Origin of the sequence: Gymnodinialimonas phycosphaerae (genome assembly GCF_019195455.1) — a bacterium.
GTDB lineage: Bacteria > Pseudomonadota > Alphaproteobacteria > Rhodobacterales > Rhodobacteraceae > Gymnodinialimonas > Gymnodinialimonas phycosphaerae.
The window spans coordinates 2,720,094-2,737,730 of the sequence record NZ_JAIMBW010000001.1 but is presented as its reverse complement, the minus strand read 5'-3'; the positions used below and the strand labels follow the sequence as shown (position 1 = coordinate 2,737,730).

The window sequence follows — 17,637 nt, the reverse complement described above, 5'->3', positions numbered from 1 at the left end:
CCATGAATAGTCGTCCCAAAATTCGCCTCTTTGTAGATCACCCCTTGGGGGAGGCGCAAAGTGTGCCTGTGTCGCGGGACCACGCGAACTACCTGTTCAACGTGATGCGCCTTGGCGTGGGGGCGGAAGTGGCGCTGTTCAATGGCGTGGACGGAGAGTGGCGGGCAGAGGTTGCGGCCAAGGGCAAGCGGGGCGGCGTCCTGGTCTGTACCGAGCAGACGGCGGCCTTGCAGATGCCGCCCGACGTCTGGCTGCTGTTTGCGCCGATCAAGAAGGCACGCACGGATTTCATCGTCGAGAAGGCGGCGGAACTGGGGGCGGCGCGGATATGTCCGGTGCGCACGGCACGGACGAATTCTGAACGTGTCAGGCAGGACAAGTTGCAGGCCCACGCGATGGAAGCGGCAGAGCAATGCGGGGGCACATTCGTGCCTCCGGTTGATGAAATTGTATCGTTGGAAGCCTTGCTGGACCGGTGGGACGCGTCGCGGGCACTGGTGTTTGCCGATGAGGCGGCGGTCGGCCCCTCCTCCCTATCGCCCCTTGCGGGGCGAACGGTCCTCGCAGCGGCGCCGCCTCCGGCGGCGATTTTGATTGGGCCAGAAGGTGGGTTTTCGGACGCGGAGCGGGCGCGGTTGCATGCGATGCAGAACGTGCATGTGGTCAGCCTTGGGCCGCGCATTCTGCGCGCCGACACGGCTGCGGTTTCAGCGCTGACGCTATGGCAGGCAGCGGTTGGGGATTGGGGATGAGGCAGACACCGCCGCCTCGCCTCCATGTGATCCCGGCCACGAAATGCCACAAGGCTCTGGTGTTGCGTCGCGGGCCGACGATGCAGGTCGCCTCGTGCCTGTGGGACCGGGAAAGCGGCACGGTTGAGCTGGGTCAATGGCTGAAGGCGCGGATTTACGAACACCGCTCGGACCTGTCACCCGATGGCCGACACATGATCATTTATGCACGTCGCGGCGGCAAGAGCTGGACGGCGGTCAGCCGCGCGCCTTGGCTGAAGGCGCTGGCCTATTATCCGAAGAACGACACCTGGTTCGGTGGCGGCGCGTTTACGGACAAGGGCGATGTCTTTTTCAACGGTATGAGCATGTCGGAGCAATTCATCGATGGGCTGGCCGTGGCTGCGCCGGACGCGCTGCCCTCGGCGACGGACGGGTTCCACATGGGGGCGCTGTTCCCGTCGATGATGGCGGCACGGGGGTGGCGCATTGATGGGGGCATAGGGGAAGACACCCGGTTCAGCAAGCTGTTGCCGTGCGGGTGGACCCTGCACTTGAGGTTGGAGCGTGGATATCGCTTTGCCGGGACCATCTTTGATCATGTGTTCACGTTGGAGCGGGCCAAACAGGTCATCGACTGCGGAGAGTGGGAGTGGGCAGAGCCATGGGACAAAGGCATTCAATTCGCCCATGCCGGCGCACTGTGGTTTGTGCCGGTTTCCAAGGCCGGATTGGGGGAACCCCGGATGATCCATGATTTCACCGATATGGTTTTCGAGAACCGGGAAGCGCCCTACGAGGGGATCCAGGAATGAGCTTTTTTCGGCCAGAAGCCATGGCCGCCGTCGCGCGCTGGCGCGAGGTCATCGTCGCCGCGGTCATCATCGCCCTGGGCTTGTGGATCGCGGCCCGGCCCGGTGGAATGATCGTGACAGGTTTTGGATACGTTCTGATCGGCCTTGGCGCGGTGGCCATGGTGCCTGCCGTTCGCCGCGCGCGGTTCATCACCGGCGGCGACGGGCCCGGCGTGGTGCAGATCGACGAGGGCCGCATCCTTTTCATGGGGCCAGAGACGGGCGGGGCGATGGCTTTGGACGATCTGAGCGTGCTATCGGTGCGGCGCACGCGGAAGGGCGATACGGCTTGGGTGCTGGCGGATGCGACCCAGCTTCTGGTGATCCCGGTGGATGCCTCGGGCGCGGATGCGTTGTTCGATGCCTTTGCCGCGCTGCCGGGCCTCAACCTAGACCGGCTGATTGCCTCTGTGCAAAGCCGCGCAGAGGGCTCGCAACGGTTGTGGGCAAGAGACCGCCCGCAAGCCTTGACACGGTAAGCCCCACGGGCGACGGCTTGGGTCAGAAATCCAGGAGACCCTCCATGTCAATCCCTCAATCCGGTGGCGGCCCCATCGAGCATCACAGCCAATTGGCCGAGTATCTTTCGGATGGCTGCAAGCCCACGGCCGATTGGCGTATCGGGACCGAGCATGAAAAGTTCGGTTTTTGCCGTGATACCCAAATGCCGATCCCCTACGAGGGCGAACGTTCGGTCAAGGCGGTTTTGGAGGGTCTGCGCGACCGCTTCAACTGGACGCCCGTGATGGAGGGCGACAACATCATTGGGTTGGAGAAGGACGGCGCCAATGTCTCGCTGGAGCCCGGCGGGCAGCTGGAGCTGTCGGGCGCGCCATTGGAGACGGTCCACCAGACCTGTGACGAGGTGAATGATCACCTGCGCCAGGTGCGCGAAGTGGCTGACATCATTGGTGTGGACTTCATCGGCCTTGGCGCCGCACCGATCTGGCGGCACGAGGATATGCCGCTGATGCCGAAGGGCCGCTACAAGCTGATGGACGCCTATATGCAGAAGGTCGGCACCATGGGCCGGACCATGATGCGGCGGACCTGCACGGTTCAGGTGAACCTCGATTTCGCGTCCGAGGCGGATATGGTGCAGAAAATGCGCGTGGCAGTGGCGTTGCAGCCGGTCGCCACGGCGCTGTTTGCGAATTCGCCGTTTCTGGATGGCAACCCGAACGGCCACAAATCGTGGCGCTCGCGGGTGTGGCGCGACCTTGATCCGGATCGAACCGGAATGGTGCCGTTCATCTTCGACGAGGGCTTCGGGTTTGAGGCCTGGGTGGAATATGCGCTCGATGTGCCGATGTATTTCGTCTACCGCGATGGGGTCTATGTGGACGCGCTGGGGCAAAGCTTCCGCGACTTCCTGAAAGGGGAACTTCCCGCGTTGCCTGGTGAGAAACCGACGCTCAGCGATTGGGCCGATCATCTGACGACCCTGTTCCCCGAGGCGCGCCTGAAGAAGTTCATCGAGATGCGCGGCGCCGATGGCGGACCATGGCGCAGGCTGTGCGCGCTGCCAGCTTTCTGGGTGGGGTTGACCTACGATCAGGGCGCGTTGGACGCGGCATGGGACCTGTGCAAGGGCCTTGACGCGGCAACGCGCGACGAGATGCGGGTGCAGGCCTCGGTCCACGGGCTTCAGGCGGAAGCGGGCGGGGTGAAGATGCACGACCTCGCGCGTGAGGTTCTGGCGATCTCGGAGGCGGGGTTGGCGGCACGCGCCATGCCAGGTGCCGGAGGGTTGGTGCCCGATGAGACGCATTTCCTGAATGCGTTGAAGGACTCGGTCGAGACGGGACAGGTGCCCGCAGATGAGTTGTTGGAGAAATACTCGGGCGAATGGGCCGGGGATCTGAGCCGCATCTACGCCGAGTATTCCTACTAGAAACCCAAGGATTGGGCGGCCAGTGTGCGCTGGGGTTCCGGGCCAGGGCCCGGTCAACAGCGCGGGCGGGGGCCTGCGCTGCCGTCAGGCGTTCTGGATCGACGGCAGGACGTGGCGCTTGTAGTAGTCCTTGGCGGCGGCGCGGCGCGCCACTTCAGCGCGGTCGCGGTCTTCACCTGTCAGCTCGCCTGCGAAGGCGGGATGTGCTGGGGGAGCGCGCTTGCGGTCCGGGGCGCTATCGGGCCCGAAACGGTTGTTGCCGTGGGTGCCGGGGAGGCACATCAGCACAAACAGCCAGATCGGCCCGATCAGGGGCACCAACTGGATGAACCACCAGGCGCCGGAGCGGTTGGTATCGTGAAGCCTGCGGATCGTCACGGCAAGCTGAGGCAGCCAGAAGAGCACCAGGTTGGCGGCAAAGAGATACCCGATGTAGTACCGGATTTCTTCTGTGAATGCGGGGTTGGCGCGGCCTGTTTGCTGTACGGTTTGCCACTGGGCTGCGAACTCTGGGTTCGCGGCGAGGTATTGGATCGCCGCAAAGCTGGCCGCGACGCTGGCCAGGACGATCCAGAGCATGAACCACCAGTATTCTGCCCGCCGTGCACGACCGGAGAAGTTCAACATGTTGCCATAGCAACGAACGACGGCTTTTCCCAAACCCATACCAGAGGTCCTTATCACTCTTCGAAATTCTGTTGGGATCGGTTTCGCGCCGAATTGTGCCAATCGTGGGGCAGGGGCAGGACGATGTTGGGAAAACTCGAGACAAACGCAAAACGGCCCGCCGGGAAGGGCGGGCCGCTTGTCGTCGCTAGGGTACCGGAAATCAGGCGGTGGCGGGAACGTCGTAGGGATCTGCACCGTAGGCGTTGGGGCCGACCGTGCCGCGTTGCACGAACCAGTAGATATAGAGGATGATGCCGATCAGCGGGATCAGGATGATGAAGATCCACCAGCCAGAGCGGCCCGTGTCATGCATCCGGCGCACTGCCACGGCAAGGCCGGGGATCAGCAGGCCAAGCATCACGACGATCGAAACGATGGGCATGCCGATCGCGCCGTCAATGGTGGTGGCAGCCACGTTGCAGATGATCGTGAACAAGTAAAACCACCAGAACTCTGACCGGCGTGCACGGCCGTTGAAGTTGGCGAAATTGCTGAAGACGTGCTTCACAGCAGTCATGAAATCCATTTGGGTGTCCTTTCAGGGTCCGAACTTTTTTATCCGACGAGGGTGTTGCTAAGCGGTCTGAATATGCCACTCCCCTCGTTCCTCCGCACAATTGCGTGGGGTCGTTGCGAAATCAACGAAATTAACGCGTGGGTAAGGAAACCCGTAAGGCCTCAGGTTTTCCCGTAAGGCCTCAGGTTTTCTTGCCGATCCGCGGCTCGGTCCCGCGGGCGATGCGGCCGATGTTCGCGTGGTGGCGAATGAAGATCAGCGCGGCAAGGGCTGCGCAGAAGACCATCGTGTTGGGCTGACCCAAGAGCCACGCCGCCAAGGGGCTGAGGGCGGCCGCCACCAAGGCCGCCAGCGACGACATCCGGAATAGCGCCGCCGTCACGGCCCAACAGGCGCAGGCCGCCAGCCCGATGGGCCAGGCCAGCGCTATAAGCGTGCCCAGGAATGTTGCCACGCCCTTGCCGCCGTTGAAGCCCAGAAATACCGGGAAGCAATGGCCCAGAAACGCCGCGAACCCCGCCAGTTGCGCGGCGTCCTCGCCCAACAGCGCGCGCGCCACCAGCACCGCAGCGGCACCCTTACCCGCATCCAGCACCAGCGTCAGAAACGCAGCCACCTTGTTGCCGGTACGCAGCACATTCGTGGCTCCGATGTTGCCAGAACCCACCGCGCGCAGATCCCCAAGACCAAAGAGCCGCGCCATCACGATGCCAAAGGGCACCGACCCCAACCCATATGCGAGGAGGGCTGTCAGCCCGAGGAGCGGGGCGGCAGTCTCGATCACTGGCATCATGGGCACGGGGATCATGGGACCGCCTCGAAGACACGCGTGCCGCCGACCCAGGTGCGCAACACGCGCCCCTGCATCCGCGCCGCGTCAAACGGCGTGTTCTTGGACTTCGATTGCAGCGTCGCGCGGTCCAGCTGAAACGGCAGGTCCGGATCAAAGAGGATCAGGTCCGCCGGTGCGCCTTCTGCGAGCCGCCCGGAGGGTTGCCCGAAGCGCCTCGCGGGGTTCAGGGACATCGCCCGAAACAGCTCGGGCAGGGTCAATTGCCCCGAGTGCACCAGACGCATCGCGGCGGGCAGCAGCGTCTCCAAACCCACCGCGCCCGAAGCCGCAACCTCGAACGGCAGGCGCTTGCTTTCTTCGTCCTGGGGCGTGTGCATGGAACAGATGATATCGATTGTGCCGTCGCGCACGGCCTCCACCATGGCTTGGCGGTCGTCTTCGCTGCGCAGGGGGGGCTTGAGCTTGAAGAAGGTGCGGTAGTCGGCCACGTCGAATTCGTTCAGCGTCAGGTGGTGGATCGATACGCCCGCCGTCACGTCCAACGCGGCCTTGGCGCGCATCAGGGCGGGCAGGGCGGCAGCGGTGGAGATCTGGTCCGCGTGGTAGGCGACGCCCGTCATCTCCACCAACGCCAGATCCCTTTCCAGCCCCATCCGTTCAGCCATGGGGGACACAGTGGGAAGGCCCCGCAGCGAGGCGAATTTGCCCGAGGTCACCGCCGCGCCGTCGCTCAGGATCGGCTCTTGCGGGTGGCCCACGATCAGCGCGCCCAAGGACCGCGCATAAGTCATGCAGCGCGAAAGCACCTTGGTGTTAGTCGTGACCGCGTCGCCATCGGAAAAGGCCACGGCACCTGCGTCCCGCAGGAAGCCGATTTCGACCATCTCGCGACCTTCGCGGGCTCGGGTCAGCGCGGCCATGGGGGCCACGCGCACAAGGCTGTGGTCGCGCCCGCGCCGAGTGACGAAATCCAGCACTTCGGGCGTGTCGATCGGCGTCGTCGTATCTGGCCGGGTGACCATCGTAGTCACGCCTCCCGCTGCCGCCGCCAGCCCGGCAGTCCGAAAGCTTTCCTTATGCCGCTCTCCGGGCTCGCCCACCTTCACGCCGACATCCACGATGCCGGGCGCAAGGCAAAGCCCACCGCAATCCGTGCCGCCTGTCCGGGGGCCATCGCCCACCTCGGCGATCATCCCATCCTCGACCCGCAGCCAGCCGAGGATCTCGGTCCCTGCCTCGGGGTCAATCAGGCGCGCATTGGTCAGAAGCATATCATTCATGGCGTGTCTCTGTCCGTGCCGCCGCCCGAGATCAAGTCCCCCCGTGCGGCCTCGATCTGAGCGATGGCCTGTTCCGGCGCAGCCTGGTTCTTGATCAGATGCTTGTCGCCTGCCTGCGTGATGATCTGGACCATGCCCAAAATGGTGCGCACTTCCGCAATCTGACCCAGCTCGACCTCGCGCCCGCCGGGGCCAAGCAGACGCTGGTTCGTCAGGTCCCAATGTTGCTTCAGCTCATCGGACGCGAGGTAGAAGGCGCGCACCGCAATAGCAAACAGCCCCCCCACAGCCCCGGTCCAGACATGGGGGTTTCCGATCAGCCAAAGGATTGCCATGCCGATTGCCATGGCAATCGCCGCCATCCAGGCATTGGTGCGCCAATAGGTGGCGCGGTCGGGGTGGAATTGGGTCGTGACCTGCTCGCCACGCCGCAGGGCAGCGGAGGGGGTGTTTGCGGTGTAACTTTGTGTTGGATCCATCACCGCCACCCCACGAAGACGATGATCGCGGCAAGGATCGCCATGCCGATCAGCGCATAAAGCGCGATAGGCGGGCCAACTTCATGCCGAGGGGCCGCAGGGTTGGGCATCGGCGTGGTGCTGGCCTTGGGCAGGCTGGCGGTATTGTCGGCCCGCGCCAGCGGGAGCGACGCGATCAGCGTCGCCTGGGGGCCGGGGTTCGGGGGCGTGGCAAGGCCGTCTTCCGGCACCAGCAACACCGCACCGTCGAGCGCATCGAGCCGGGTGACAATGGCGCTTGGGATCGGGTCTTCCGGCGCAAAGGCAAGGTTGATGTAATCGCTCAACGCCATGTCGCTGAGGTCTTTGATCGGGAACAATTCGATTTCGTCGGTGTCGAGGCTGTCCACGCCAAGCCACGCAGCCAATGGCGGCAGGTCGGGGGTCAGACCTTGCTGGCGGGTGAGGTTGGTATGCGAGACCGCGACGGGCTCGTTCAGGGCGAAGATGTGGAGGTGGGTCATTGTTTTTCGAGATCCTGTTTTGCGGCAACCGCCACGCGGAGGGCAGTGTCGCCGTTTGTTGGCAGGCGAAAAATGACATCAGAGTTGAAAAACTGCGTCAAAGATAGCGGCGGACCGTCGAGAAATCCGAGCGTGCGACAGCGCCAGATAAATTTCGAGCTTGGGGTGAAAACCAAGATTGGGAAGAAGCGTCCGGACAGGAACACGTTTCGCATGTGTGTCAGTCTCGCTGAGTACTTTAACGAAGCCCTTCCGCAATCAATGATCAGAACACGGAAGCCGGTAATCGCGTATCGCTCGTTCTTTCGTAACCGCGGATCTGAGTAAAAACGGTTCCAGAGAAAAATCGCGACAATCAATGCCATAAAGAATGCGCCAGGCCCAAGCCCGGTTTCAGCTGAGAAGAATTGCCCTTCAAAGCCAAGCCCGTAGTGGAGAAAGGCGGCCCAAGCGAATGCAAAGGCATATGTGAGTTCTTGCCAGCAAAATGTGACAAACCGCCCATCTGGCCGCCCCTGCCAAAGCACCTCCTCACCTTCCTGCAAATGCGGTGTCCAGTCGTAGTCGCCTGTCACGCCGCCGCCCGCCGTTCACGCAAATTCTCGGCCAGCAGCTCCATCGCGGCCATGCGCACAGCGACGCCCATTTCCACCTGCTCCTGGATCACGCTTCGGTTGATGTCGTCGGCCAGAAGCCCGTCGATCTCCACGCCCCGGTTCATCGGGCCGGGGTGCATGATGATGGCGTCGTCCTTGGCGACCTTCAGCTTTTCCGCGTCCAGCCCGAAGCGGTGGTAGTATTCCCGCTCGGACGGGATGAAGGCGCCGTCCATACGTTCTTTTTGCAGGCGAAGCATCATGACGACGTCGCAGCCTGCCAGCCCCTCGGCCATGTCGTCATAGACCTCAACCCCCCAATCCGTGACGCCGGACGGCATCAGGGTCGGCGGGCCGATCAGGCGAATGCGGTTTTCCATCTTGCCTAGAAGCAGGATGTTGGACCGCGCCACGCGGCTATGGGCGATGTCGCCGCAAATCGCGATGTTCAGGCGGTGCAGGCGGCCCTTGGCGCGGCGGATCGTCAGCGCGTCCAGAAGCGCCTGCGTGGGGTGTTCATGCCGCCCGTCGCCTGCATTCAAGACGGCGCAATTCACCTTGTCGGCCAGCAATTTCACTGCGCCCGAGTGCGGATGGCGCACGACCAGCAAATCCGGGTGCATGGCGTTGAGGGTCAGGGCGGTGTCGATCAGCGTCTCGCCTTTTTTCACGGAAGACGTCTGCATCGCCATGTTCATCACGTCCGCACCAAGACGCTTTCCAGCGATCTCGAAGCTGGCCTGCGTGCGGGTAGAGTTCTCGAAGAACATGTTGATCTGGGTAAGGCCCTTGAGGGGCTGACCGTGGTCGCGCGATCCCCGCTCGGCCTCGGCATGGAGGTCGGCGCGGTCCAGAAGGGTGGTGATCTCGCCCTGCGAGAGGTCTTCGATACCCAGAAGGTGCTGCTTTTGGAAAGATGACGTCATTTCGGGCCTACCGTCCTTTGGGCTACTTGAGGCCGATAGGTTTCTGCCCCCGTATTGTGTCCGCTTATAGGAGGTGCGCCCGGGCCGCGTCCAGCACTAGGGCCGCGTGATTGTCGCGGTGATCTGCGCGGCGTCACGCATGCGGTGGCGGTATTTATATAGGTATCGCCCGACGCGGACCATGTAGCCGGTCAGAAGCCCGCTATCGACGATAATGCGATCGCTCCAGATTGCGCCGCCGTCTGTCGGAGTGACGCTGAGCGTGTGGTCCCATTGCTGGATCGCGCGCCCCTGTTCGCGGGACTGCATCAGGCGGGCGGCAGGGTCCAGCCGTTCGACGTGGATCTGGTAATGCGGGTTATGCATCCAGCCCCAGACAGTCACGTAGGTTTGGTAGCTTTTGCCGTCCTCGAACACGCCGTCGGGAAGACCCTTGTAGGTGGCGAGCCCCTCGGTCGCGCGGATCATGGCCGGGATGTCGATGGCTTCGGCGAAGACCGTATCGGCATCGCGGGGATAGAAGGCGGAAACGGTCAGGACGCGCGCGGTTTGCATGGGAGAGTGGATGGCAGGAACGACGCTCTGCGGCAAGGGTTATGGCCGTTCAAACTTAACACGGATATCGCGGGCGCGACGGCGGCGATGCCCCGCCTTCTGGATGTGGCGGGACAAGGCCCGCATCAGGCGGCCCGGTGGCGGGCCGAGCATGTCATAGCGGTCCACCCAAAGGCAGCTGTCGCCGTCGGGGACGATCCGGGTCAGGTGATGCATCTCATGCATGTTTGCGCTGACGGATCTGGCCCGCCATTCGCGCGCGGTTGCGTCAATGGAAAGGCTGGTGACATGTACCTCGGGAAATCGAAACCATGTCCATAGGACCGGCGTGAAGCTGTAGGTTTGCCCCTCGAAGGCATGGCCGCTTGGCAAACCATGATAGTCCACAAGGCCACCCAGATCCCGCCTGAGCATGTCGAAATCAAGCACCTCTGCAAAGAGGATATCGGGGTCTTTGCGGTAGCGGGCGGTGACGGTCATCACGATCATCCTTTCCCTATGCAACCCCTTTCCGCCGGGCGCAATCCAGCCTAGCTTGCGCCCATGCTGGACGACATTTCATATTGGGACGCCTTGGCCGCTTTGGAGTGGCAGGTGGAGCTTGGGGCTGATGAGGCGATGCTGGACGCGCCGCTGGATCGCTTCGATCTGCCCGCCCCCGTGGTCGTGCCAAAGCCCGCGCCCGTTGCGCGGAACATCGGGCCGAGCCAGGCGGCAGCGCCCGTAACGCGACAGGCCCCGTCCGGGCCGTCACAGGTCGACATCGTCGCGGCAGCGCGCCACTTGGCAGAGGGCGCGTCCTCCCTTGAAGCATTGGCGCATGCGATGCAGGACTTTGAGCATTGCGAATTGAAACGCGGGGCCCGCAATTTCGTGTTCTGCGACGGCGACGCCTCGGCCCAGGTAATGATCGTGGGCGAAGCGCCGGGGCGCGAGGAGGACAGCACCGGTAAGCCGTTTGTCGGTCGTGCCGGGCAACTTCTGGACCGCATGTTCGCCGCCATTGGGCTGGACCGCAACACAGAGGGGGCAGGCGGCCTCTACATCACCAACACGCTGCCGTGGCGGCCGCCGCAGAACCGCGACCCGAAGCCGGAAGAGTTGGCGATGATGGTGCCTTTTCTGCACCGCCATATCGAGTTGGCGGATCCTGACGTGCTGGTCCTGATGGGCAACCACGCCTGCGCGGGATTGCTGGGTAAGCGTGGGATCACGCGGATGCGTGGGACATGGGAAAAAGTTTCCGGGCGGCCCGCCATGCCCATGTTCCACCCCGCTTATCTGCTACGCAATCCGGCGGCAAAGCGAGAGGCCTGGGCAGATCTGCTGGCGATCAAAGCGCGATTGGGGTGACGCGGCTCCTGCCCCTCCTCGGCTCGGCGCTACTTGTTGCGCAAAGCCTTTTCGTAGCGTTGCCGGGTGGGGCGGATCCTTTGCGGATGCTCGATCTGGAGGCGCTGGCCGACCAAGCAGGCCCTTACGAGATGCGGATCGGTCAAGTGCGCGTCGGGCCGCTACCCGATGGCACGCTGGTGCAAATCCTGCGGTCTGGCGATATCGACCTGTGTGATCCGGGGCCTGGTCCGGCTTTCGGCTCTGCCGTTGTCGACGTCATGCAGGCGCAAATGCTTCTGCGCGAGTGCCCCCAGTTCAACACCCTCGCGCGGGCGGCGCGGTTGGACGCGCTGCGGGACCTTGCCTTGCCGCGCTATGCGGGACTGGTCGACGCCTCGCAACGCCGGGTGCGCCGGGCCTATGCCGCCGCGCTTGATGGGATGCAAACGCCTATGCTCTGCGACGATTTCGTCGCAACATGGATCAGCAATTGGACATCGCCGGAATTTGAGGAGACCCTGCGCCAATCGATGGAGCGGGATCGATATCCCGCTTATGCCTGCACCTGGATTGCACATGATGGAAACTGACTTCTTCAATGCCGGCATCAGCCGCCGCGACACGCTGGGCAGGGGCTTGGGATGATTGACCCGATCCGTCTTCGTGCCAGCGGCCTTGGCGCTGTACCTGTCGCCCGGTGCGGACATGATGTTTTGCCTTGCCCAAGGCATGCGCGGCGGCGCGCGGACCGCGATCTTGCGCGACGTGCCCTCGGCCATTTTCGGGGCGTTGGCCCTGCGCATCGGGTGGGAGGCCGCGCGGCCATGAAACGCACATATACGCTCGTCGCGAGGACCCTTGGTGCCATGACCCCAGCCGCCACCACCAATCTGTTGAACTTGGCGGGTCCTAATTCCCGTGCCGCCCGGCCCGACCTTGCCGTAGCGCCCAATATCCTTCCTGCCGTCCATAGTCCGGAGATACTTCCATGAGCCGTATAGACGAGACCCTAGAATTCATCCCATGCCGCATCGCGGTCCTTGCCGTCAGCGATACGCGCACGCTGGCCGAGGATACCTCGGGCGATGTGTTGCAACAACGGTTGACGGACGCGGGCCACAAATTGGCGGCGCGCCATATCCTGCGCGACGACCGCGCCGCCATCGCCGAGCAGCTGCGCCAATGGTGCGCCGATCCCGAGATCGACGTGATCCTGACCACCGGGGGCACCGGGCTGACCGGGCGCGACGTGACAGTGGAGGCGCATCGCGATGTTTACGAGAAGGAAATCGAGGCCTTCGGAACCGTGTTCACCCATGTCTCCCTTGCGAAAATCGGCACCTCGGCGGTGCAATCGCGTGCCACGGGCGGGGTGGCGAACGGGACATACCTGTTCGCGCTTCCCGGCAGCAGCGGCGCGTGCAAGGACGCCTGGGATGAAATTCTGTGCAAACAGCTCGATTATCGGCACCGTCCGTGCAACTTCGTGGAAATAATGCCGCGATTGAACGAACATAAGCGACGGAAATAACGGCTCTGTGCGTGCACCTTTACGTGGGCGCGTGTGCCGCTACATAGAATACATCGTGTAACCAAATCCAAGGACACCCAATGCGGTTCTTAGGGCGCGCCCTGATCGGCCTCTTTCTGACGGCATGTACTGTCGGGCTCCTTTCTTTTGCAGGCTATCTCACCTATGGCGCGCTGCAAACGCGGTGGGAAGATGCAGGTCGACCGCCGCCCACGCGCGAACGGGTTTTCGCGGCGGAAGTGGCCCCATTGGTCTTCGGAGAGGAAACGCCGGTTCTGACGGCCTTCGGTGAGATCCGATCGCGCCGCACCTTGGAATTGCGCGCGCCCGCAGAGGGCACCGTGATCGAACTGGCCGATGGGTTCGAGGATGGCGGGGCCGTCACCGCCGGACAGCTTCTGCTGCGCATCGACCCGGCCGAGGCTCAATCGGCGCGCGACACCGCCGCCGCTGATCTACGCGATGCCGAAAATGAGCTAGCCGAGGCCACCCGCGCGCTGGAACTGGCCGAAGAGGAAGTTACAGCTGCGCGCAACCAGGCCGAGATCCGGTCGCGGGCACTTTTGCGGGCGCGCGACCTGTTGGAGCGGGGCGTCGGCTCTCCTGCCGCTGTCGAGACGGCGGAACTGGCGGAAGCCACGGCGACCCAGCAAATCCTGTCGCAACGCCGCGCGCTGGCCAGCGCAGAGGCACGGGTGGACAGCGCGGGTACGGCCCTTGACCGCCGTCGGATCGCCTTGGCCGAGGCCGAGCGGCGCTTGGCCCAGACGGAACTACGGGCCGAGTTCAGCGGCGTGCTGACCGAGGTCGACGCCGCCGCAGGCCGCCTTGTGAACCGCAACGAGCGCCTTGCTGCCCTGATCGACGCCGACGCGTTGGAAGTCGCCTTCCGAATCTCGACCGCGCAGTACATCCGCCTTCTGGATGACGACGGCACGCTGCCCCAGCGGCCGGTGCGGGTGATCCTTGATGTCTTCGGCCTTGATGTGCAGGCCGATGCCACGCTGACCCGCGAAAGTGGCGCGGTGGAGGAGGGGCAATCGGGCCGCCTTCTGTTCGCACGCCTCGACGCTACGCGCGGTCTGCGTGTGGGTGATTTCGTGCGGGTTGAAGTGGATGAACCGACGCTGCCGTTCGTCGCGCGCCTGCCCTCGGCTGCCTTGGGCTCTGACGGACAGATCCTGCTGTTGGGCGAGGATAACGTGTTGGAGGCCGTCGATGTCGATCTGATGAACCGTCAGGGCGATGACGTGCTGATCCGGGCGCGCGGCCTTGAAGGCCGCGACGTCGTGTTGGCCCGTACACCGGTTCTGGGCGACGGCATCCGGGTGAACCCGATCCGGCCCGAAGCCGCCGATGCGCCCGAGGAACCCGATACCATCGCCCTCGACCCCGAGCGCCGCGCGCGGCTGATCGCCTTCGTGGAGGGCAACGGTTTCATCCCGGCGGATGTGCGTGAACGGATGCTGCGGCAGTTGAACGAAGAAGAGGTCCCGGCCCGTATGGTCAACCGGCTTGAAGCACGGATGGGCAGCTAGATGCGGGATCTCTCTCCCTCGGCTGGTGGTATCCTCAGCTATTTTACCCGGCACCGGACGGCGGCAAACCTGCTTCTGGTAGTGATGATCGTTTGCGGCCTGGCCGCCCTGCCTCAAATGCGGGCACAATTCTTCCCCGATGTCGTCTCGGATGACATCACCGTCGTGATGACGTGGGATGGGGCGGGCGCCGAAGATGTGGACACCGCCATCGTCGCGGTGCTGGAGCCTGCGCTGCTGCTGGTGCCCGGCGTCACCGGGTCCGAGGCAAGCTCACGCGAGGGTCGCGCCTCCATCGACCTGACGTTCGAGCCCGGCTGGGACATGTCGCGCGCCGCCGATGAGGTGCAACAGGCGCTGGATGCCGTGACCGATCTGCCCGCCGATGCGGAAGAAGGCTCTATCAGGCGCGGCAATTGGTTTGACAGGGTCACGGATGTGGTGATCACCGGCCCCGTCGCCACCGAACAGATCGGCCGCTTTGCCGATGAATTCGTCACCCGCCTGTTTCAGGCGGGCGTGACGAACACAACGATCCGGGGCATTGCAGCGCCTGAGACGACGGTGATCGTCCGTTCCGCCAACCTGATCCGCTACGACATTTCCATGGCCCAGATCGCGTCCGTTATCTCGGACGCCGCCGCCACGGCACCTGCGGGTGACGTGGACGCCGCCAACGCGCGCATCCGCACCGGCAGCGAGTCGCGCAGCGCCGAGGAAATCTCGGCCCTGACCCTGCGCATCAACGACGACGGCTCGGCCCTGACCGTGGGCGATGTGGCGCGCATCGAGGTGAACGGCATCGACCGGGATCGTGCCTATTTCGTGGGCGAGGATCCGGCCATCGTGATCCGCGTGGACCGTTCGGAAGAAGGTGACGCCTTGGCTATTCAGGCGGACGTCGAACGGGTCGCGGCGGCGTTGGAGGCGACACTGCCGTCGGGCACCCGGATCGACCTGATCAACACGCGGGCCGAGGCGATTTCAGGCCGCCTCAACATTCTCCTCGACAATGCGCTATTGGGCCTTGGCCTTGTCGTGGCGCTGCTGTTTCTGTTCCTGAACGCGCGCACCGCGTTCTGGGTGGCGATGGGCATTCCCGTTGCCATGACAGCGGCAATCGCGCTGATGTTCGTGGCGGGGATCACTATCAACATGATCTCGCTCTTTGCGTTGATCATCACGTTGGGGATCGTGGTGGACGACGCCATTGTGGTGGGCGAACACGCGGACTACCGCGCCCGCCATCTGGGTGAGCCGCCCGTCGTCGCCGCCGAAAACGCCGCGAAACGTATGGCCGCGCCGGTCTTTTCGGCCACCATCACGACTGTACTGGCCTTTGTGGGCCTTGTGGCCGTGGGCGGCACTTTCGGAAACCTGATCGCGGATATCCCCTTCACGGTGATCGTGGTCCTGCTGGCCAGCCTTGTGGAATGCTTCCTGATCCTGCCCAATCACATGGCCCACGCCTTGGCCCACTCGGCCAAGACCCATTGGTACGACCTGCCGTCGCGCGTGGTGAACATGGGCTTCGATTGGGTGAACCGTACGCTCTTTCGCCCCTTGATGCGTTTTGTCGTCTGGGCCCGCTACCCCGTGATGGCGGCGGTGATCGTCATTCTGACCACCCAGACCGCCCAGTACATTCGCGGTGACGTGGTGTTCCGCTTCTTCAACGCGCCCGAAACGGGCTCTGTCACCGGTAACTTCGCCATGGTCGACGGCGCTACGCGCGACGACAGCCTGGCCCAGATGGCCGAGTTGCAGCGCGCCGCCGAGGCCGTGGGCGCCGCTTTCGAGGCCGAGCATGGGCTGAACCCGCTGGCTTACGTCCTGGCCGAGGTCGGCGGTAATTCGGGTCGCCCTCTGGGCGGGACCGAGAACAAGGACACAGACCTTCTGGGGGCCTTGTCGATCGAGTTGATCGACGCCGATCTGCGCCCCTACTCCAGCTTCGCTTTCGCAAGCGCTCTTCAAGACGAAGTGCGCCAATTGCCTCTGGCGGAAACGCTCAGCTTCCGGGGGTGGCGTGGCGGGCCGGGGGGCGATGCCATTGACGTGCAGATCTTCGGCGCCACGACCGACGTGTTGAAATCCGCCTCCGAGGCGCTGCAAGCGGCGCTGTCTGTCTACCCCGAAGTCAGCGGCCTGGACGATTCCATGGCCTATGACCGTGAAGAGCTGTCGCTGGAATTGACCCCGCAAGGCGAAGCCCTGGGCTTCCAGATCGCCGATCTGGGTCGCACCCTACGCGATCGTCTGGGCGGGATCGAAGCCGCGACGTTCCCAGACGGCCCCCGGACCGCTTCGATCCGCGTCGAACTGCCGGAGGGTGAGCTGACGGCGGACTTCCTCGACCGCACGTTGCTGCGCTCTGGCAGTGGGCAATATGTGCCCTTGGCCGACATCGTGACGGTTGCCTCGCGGCAAGGCTTCTCGACCATCCAGCGCGAGAATGGCGTGCGCCTGATCTCGGTCTCGGGTGATTTGTCCGAGGACGATCCCGCCCGCGCCGAAGCGGTCATGACGGAATTGCGAGAGGTCATCATCCCGCAGATCGAAGAACGCTTCGGCGTTGCAACCCGCCTTTCTGGCCTGGCCGAGGAGGAAGACGCCTTCCTGACCGAGGCCGCAACGGGCTTTGTCCTCTGCCTCATCGGGATCTATCTGGTGCTGGCCTGGATTTTCGCCTCCTGGGCGCGGCCCATGGTGGTCATGGCGATCATTCCCTTCGGCCTTGTCGGCACGATTTTTGGCCATGTGGCGTGGGATGTGCCGCTCAGCATGTTCACGGTCGTAGGCCTGATCGGCATGACAGGAATCATCATCAACGATTCTATCGTGCTGGTCACAACCGTCGATGAATACGCCGAAACGCGGGGCCTTGTCCCCGCGATCATCGACGGCGCCTGCGACCGCCTGCGGCCGGTCCTGTTGACCACGCTGACCACCGTTCTGGGCCTGATGCCGCTGCTGTGGGAGACGTCGCAAGACGCGCAATTCCTCAAACCCACGGTCATCACTCTGGTCTATGGTCTGGGCTTCGGCATGGTCATCGTGTTGTTGGTGGTCCCGGCGCTTCTGGCCATGGGGCAGGACTTTGGCCAACAAATGCGTGGCTTCCGCCGGGCCTTGCGCCCCACCGCCCAGAGCCGGGGCTTCACCGTGGGCATCACCGCCCTCACCCTCGCCACCATTGCGACCTTCGCTGCCACGCTTGGCTCATTCATGGCGCAGGGCGCGATGTGGGGACCGTTCGCGGCCATCGGCAGCACGGCACCCGTGGCGCTTGTGGCGTTCATCGGCGGGACCACGGCCCTGTGCATTCTGGGTCTGGTTATCGGCATCATCGCCAATTCACTTGCCAAACCGCGCAGCGCAAGACCCGCCACCTAGGTGCCCCGCCTTTCATTGATGCGTGAAAATGCCTGGGGAG

The 17,637-nt window shown here is 63.8% G+C and carries 19 protein-coding genes and 1 pseudogene; 10 read left to right on the top strand and 10 right to left on the bottom strand.

Annotation, left to right across the window (positions count from 1 at the left end):
- The first annotated feature begins 2 nt into the window (after positions 1 to 2).
- From KUL25_RS13585 to KUL25_RS13570, 4 genes are read left to right on the top strand one after another with little or no spacing between them, the layout of a single operon-like run.
- A complete protein-coding gene (locus KUL25_RS13585; RefSeq protein WP_257893431.1) occupies positions 3 to 752 on the top strand; it encodes a 16S rRNA (uracil(1498)-N(3))-methyltransferase in 750 nt (249 codons plus the stop codon).
- Complete coding sequence (locus tag KUL25_RS13580) at positions 749 to 1,546, top strand: hypothetical protein (protein ID WP_257893430.1); 798 nt, start codon at positions 749 to 751, stop codon at positions 1,544 to 1,546. The genes KUL25_RS13585 and KUL25_RS13580 overlap by 4 nt, the downstream gene beginning before the upstream one ends.
- Positions 1,543 to 2,064, top strand: coding sequence for a hypothetical protein (locus tag KUL25_RS13575; RefSeq protein WP_257893429.1), 522 nt, complete (start codon positions 1,543 to 1,545; stop codon positions 2,062 to 2,064). Before KUL25_RS13580 ends, KUL25_RS13575 begins: the two co-directional genes overlap by 4 nt.
- A gap of 44 nt (positions 2,065 to 2,108) precedes the next feature.
- Positions 2,109 to 3,479 (top strand): glutamate--cysteine ligase, encoded by a 1,371-nt coding sequence (locus tag KUL25_RS13570; RefSeq protein ID WP_257893428.1) that lies wholly within the window; start codon positions 2,109 to 2,111, stop codon positions 3,477 to 3,479.
- A gap of 84 nt (positions 3,480 to 3,563) precedes the next feature.
- On the opposite strand, the gene KUL25_RS13565 is transcribed toward KUL25_RS13570, so the two are convergent.
- From KUL25_RS13565 to KUL25_RS13520, 10 genes are all read right to left on the bottom strand, one after another.
- Positions 3,564 to 4,106: a DUF805 domain-containing protein gene (locus KUL25_RS13565; protein ID WP_257893427.1), complete on the bottom strand. Its 543-nt coding sequence runs from the start codon at positions 4,104 to 4,106 to the stop codon at positions 3,564 to 3,566.
- Positions 4,107 to 4,308: 202 nt separating this feature from the next.
- Positions 4,309 to 4,674 (bottom strand): DUF805 domain-containing protein, encoded by a 366-nt coding sequence (locus KUL25_RS13560; RefSeq protein WP_257893426.1) that lies wholly within the window; start codon positions 4,672 to 4,674, stop codon positions 4,309 to 4,311.
- A gap of 172 nt (positions 4,675 to 4,846) precedes the next feature.
- Positions 4,847 to 5,455 (bottom strand): glycerol-3-phosphate 1-O-acyltransferase PlsY, encoded by a 609-nt coding sequence (gene plsY, locus KUL25_RS13555; RefSeq protein WP_257894865.1) that lies wholly within the window; start codon positions 5,453 to 5,455, stop codon positions 4,847 to 4,849.
- A gap of 14 nt (positions 5,456 to 5,469) precedes the next feature.
- Positions 5,470 to 6,738, bottom strand: a complete 1,269-nt coding sequence (gene pyrC, locus KUL25_RS13550) for a dihydroorotase (RefSeq protein WP_257893425.1) — start codon at positions 6,736 to 6,738, stop codon at positions 5,470 to 5,472.
- The gene (locus KUL25_RS13545) at positions 6,735 to 7,217 is read right to left on the bottom strand and encodes a hypothetical protein (RefSeq protein ID WP_257893424.1); all 483 of its coding nucleotides are present in this window, start codon (positions 7,215 to 7,217) and stop codon (positions 6,735 to 6,737) included. Before KUL25_RS13545 ends, pyrC begins: the two co-directional genes overlap by 4 nt.
- Positions 7,217 to 7,720: a hypothetical protein gene (locus tag KUL25_RS13540; protein WP_257893423.1), complete on the bottom strand. Its 504-nt coding sequence runs from the start codon at positions 7,718 to 7,720 to the stop codon at positions 7,217 to 7,219. The genes KUL25_RS13545 and KUL25_RS13540 overlap by 1 nt, the downstream gene beginning before the upstream one ends.
- Positions 7,717 to 8,295 carry a hypothetical protein gene (locus KUL25_RS13535; RefSeq protein WP_257893422.1) on the bottom strand — a complete coding sequence of 193 codons (579 nt, stop codon included), beginning with the start codon at positions 8,293 to 8,295 and terminating at the stop codon, positions 7,717 to 7,719. Before KUL25_RS13535 ends, KUL25_RS13540 begins: the two co-directional genes overlap by 4 nt.
- Positions 8,292 to 9,242 (bottom strand): aspartate carbamoyltransferase catalytic subunit, encoded by a 951-nt coding sequence (locus KUL25_RS13530; protein WP_257893421.1) that lies wholly within the window; start codon positions 9,240 to 9,242, stop codon positions 8,292 to 8,294. The genes KUL25_RS13535 and KUL25_RS13530 overlap by 4 nt, the downstream gene beginning before the upstream one ends.
- Before the next feature lie 96 nt (positions 9,243 to 9,338).
- Entirely contained in the window at positions 9,339 to 9,797 is a 459-nt protein-coding gene (locus KUL25_RS13525; RefSeq protein WP_257893420.1) for a hypothetical protein, read from the bottom strand.
- A 39-nt stretch (positions 9,798 to 9,836) separates the two neighbouring features.
- Positions 9,837 to 10,277, bottom strand: coding sequence for a hypothetical protein (locus tag KUL25_RS13520; protein WP_257893419.1), 441 nt, complete (start codon positions 10,275 to 10,277; stop codon positions 9,837 to 9,839).
- Positions 10,278 to 10,340: 63 nt separating this feature from the next.
- On the opposite strand from KUL25_RS13520, the gene KUL25_RS13515 reads away from it, so the two are divergent.
- From KUL25_RS13515 to KUL25_RS13490, 6 genes and pseudogenes are all read left to right on the top strand, one after another.
- Positions 10,341 to 11,150: a uracil-DNA glycosylase gene (locus KUL25_RS13515; RefSeq protein ID WP_257893418.1), complete on the top strand. Its 810-nt coding sequence runs from the start codon at positions 10,341 to 10,343 to the stop codon at positions 11,148 to 11,150.
- Positions 11,147 to 11,722 (top strand): hypothetical protein, encoded by a 576-nt coding sequence (locus tag KUL25_RS13510; protein WP_257893417.1) that lies wholly within the window; start codon positions 11,147 to 11,149, stop codon positions 11,720 to 11,722. Before KUL25_RS13515 ends, KUL25_RS13510 begins: the two co-directional genes overlap by 4 nt.
- Before the next feature lie 55 nt (positions 11,723 to 11,777).
- Positions 11,778 to 11,891 (top strand): annotated as a pseudogene (locus KUL25_RS13505) (LysE family translocator); the annotation flags it as partial.
- A gap of 229 nt (positions 11,892 to 12,120) precedes the next feature.
- Positions 12,121 to 12,663: a molybdenum cofactor biosynthesis protein B gene (gene moaB, locus KUL25_RS13500; protein ID WP_257893416.1), complete on the top strand. Its 543-nt coding sequence runs from the start codon at positions 12,121 to 12,123 to the stop codon at positions 12,661 to 12,663.
- An 80-nt stretch (positions 12,664 to 12,743) separates the two neighbouring features.
- Entirely contained in the window at positions 12,744 to 14,201 is a 1,458-nt protein-coding gene (locus KUL25_RS13495; RefSeq protein ID WP_257893415.1) for an efflux RND transporter periplasmic adaptor subunit, read from the top strand.
- Entirely contained in the window at positions 14,202 to 17,597 is a 3,396-nt protein-coding gene (locus KUL25_RS13490; protein WP_257893414.1) for an efflux RND transporter permease subunit, read from the top strand.
- The last annotated feature ends 40 nt before the right edge of the window (positions 17,598 to 17,637 follow it).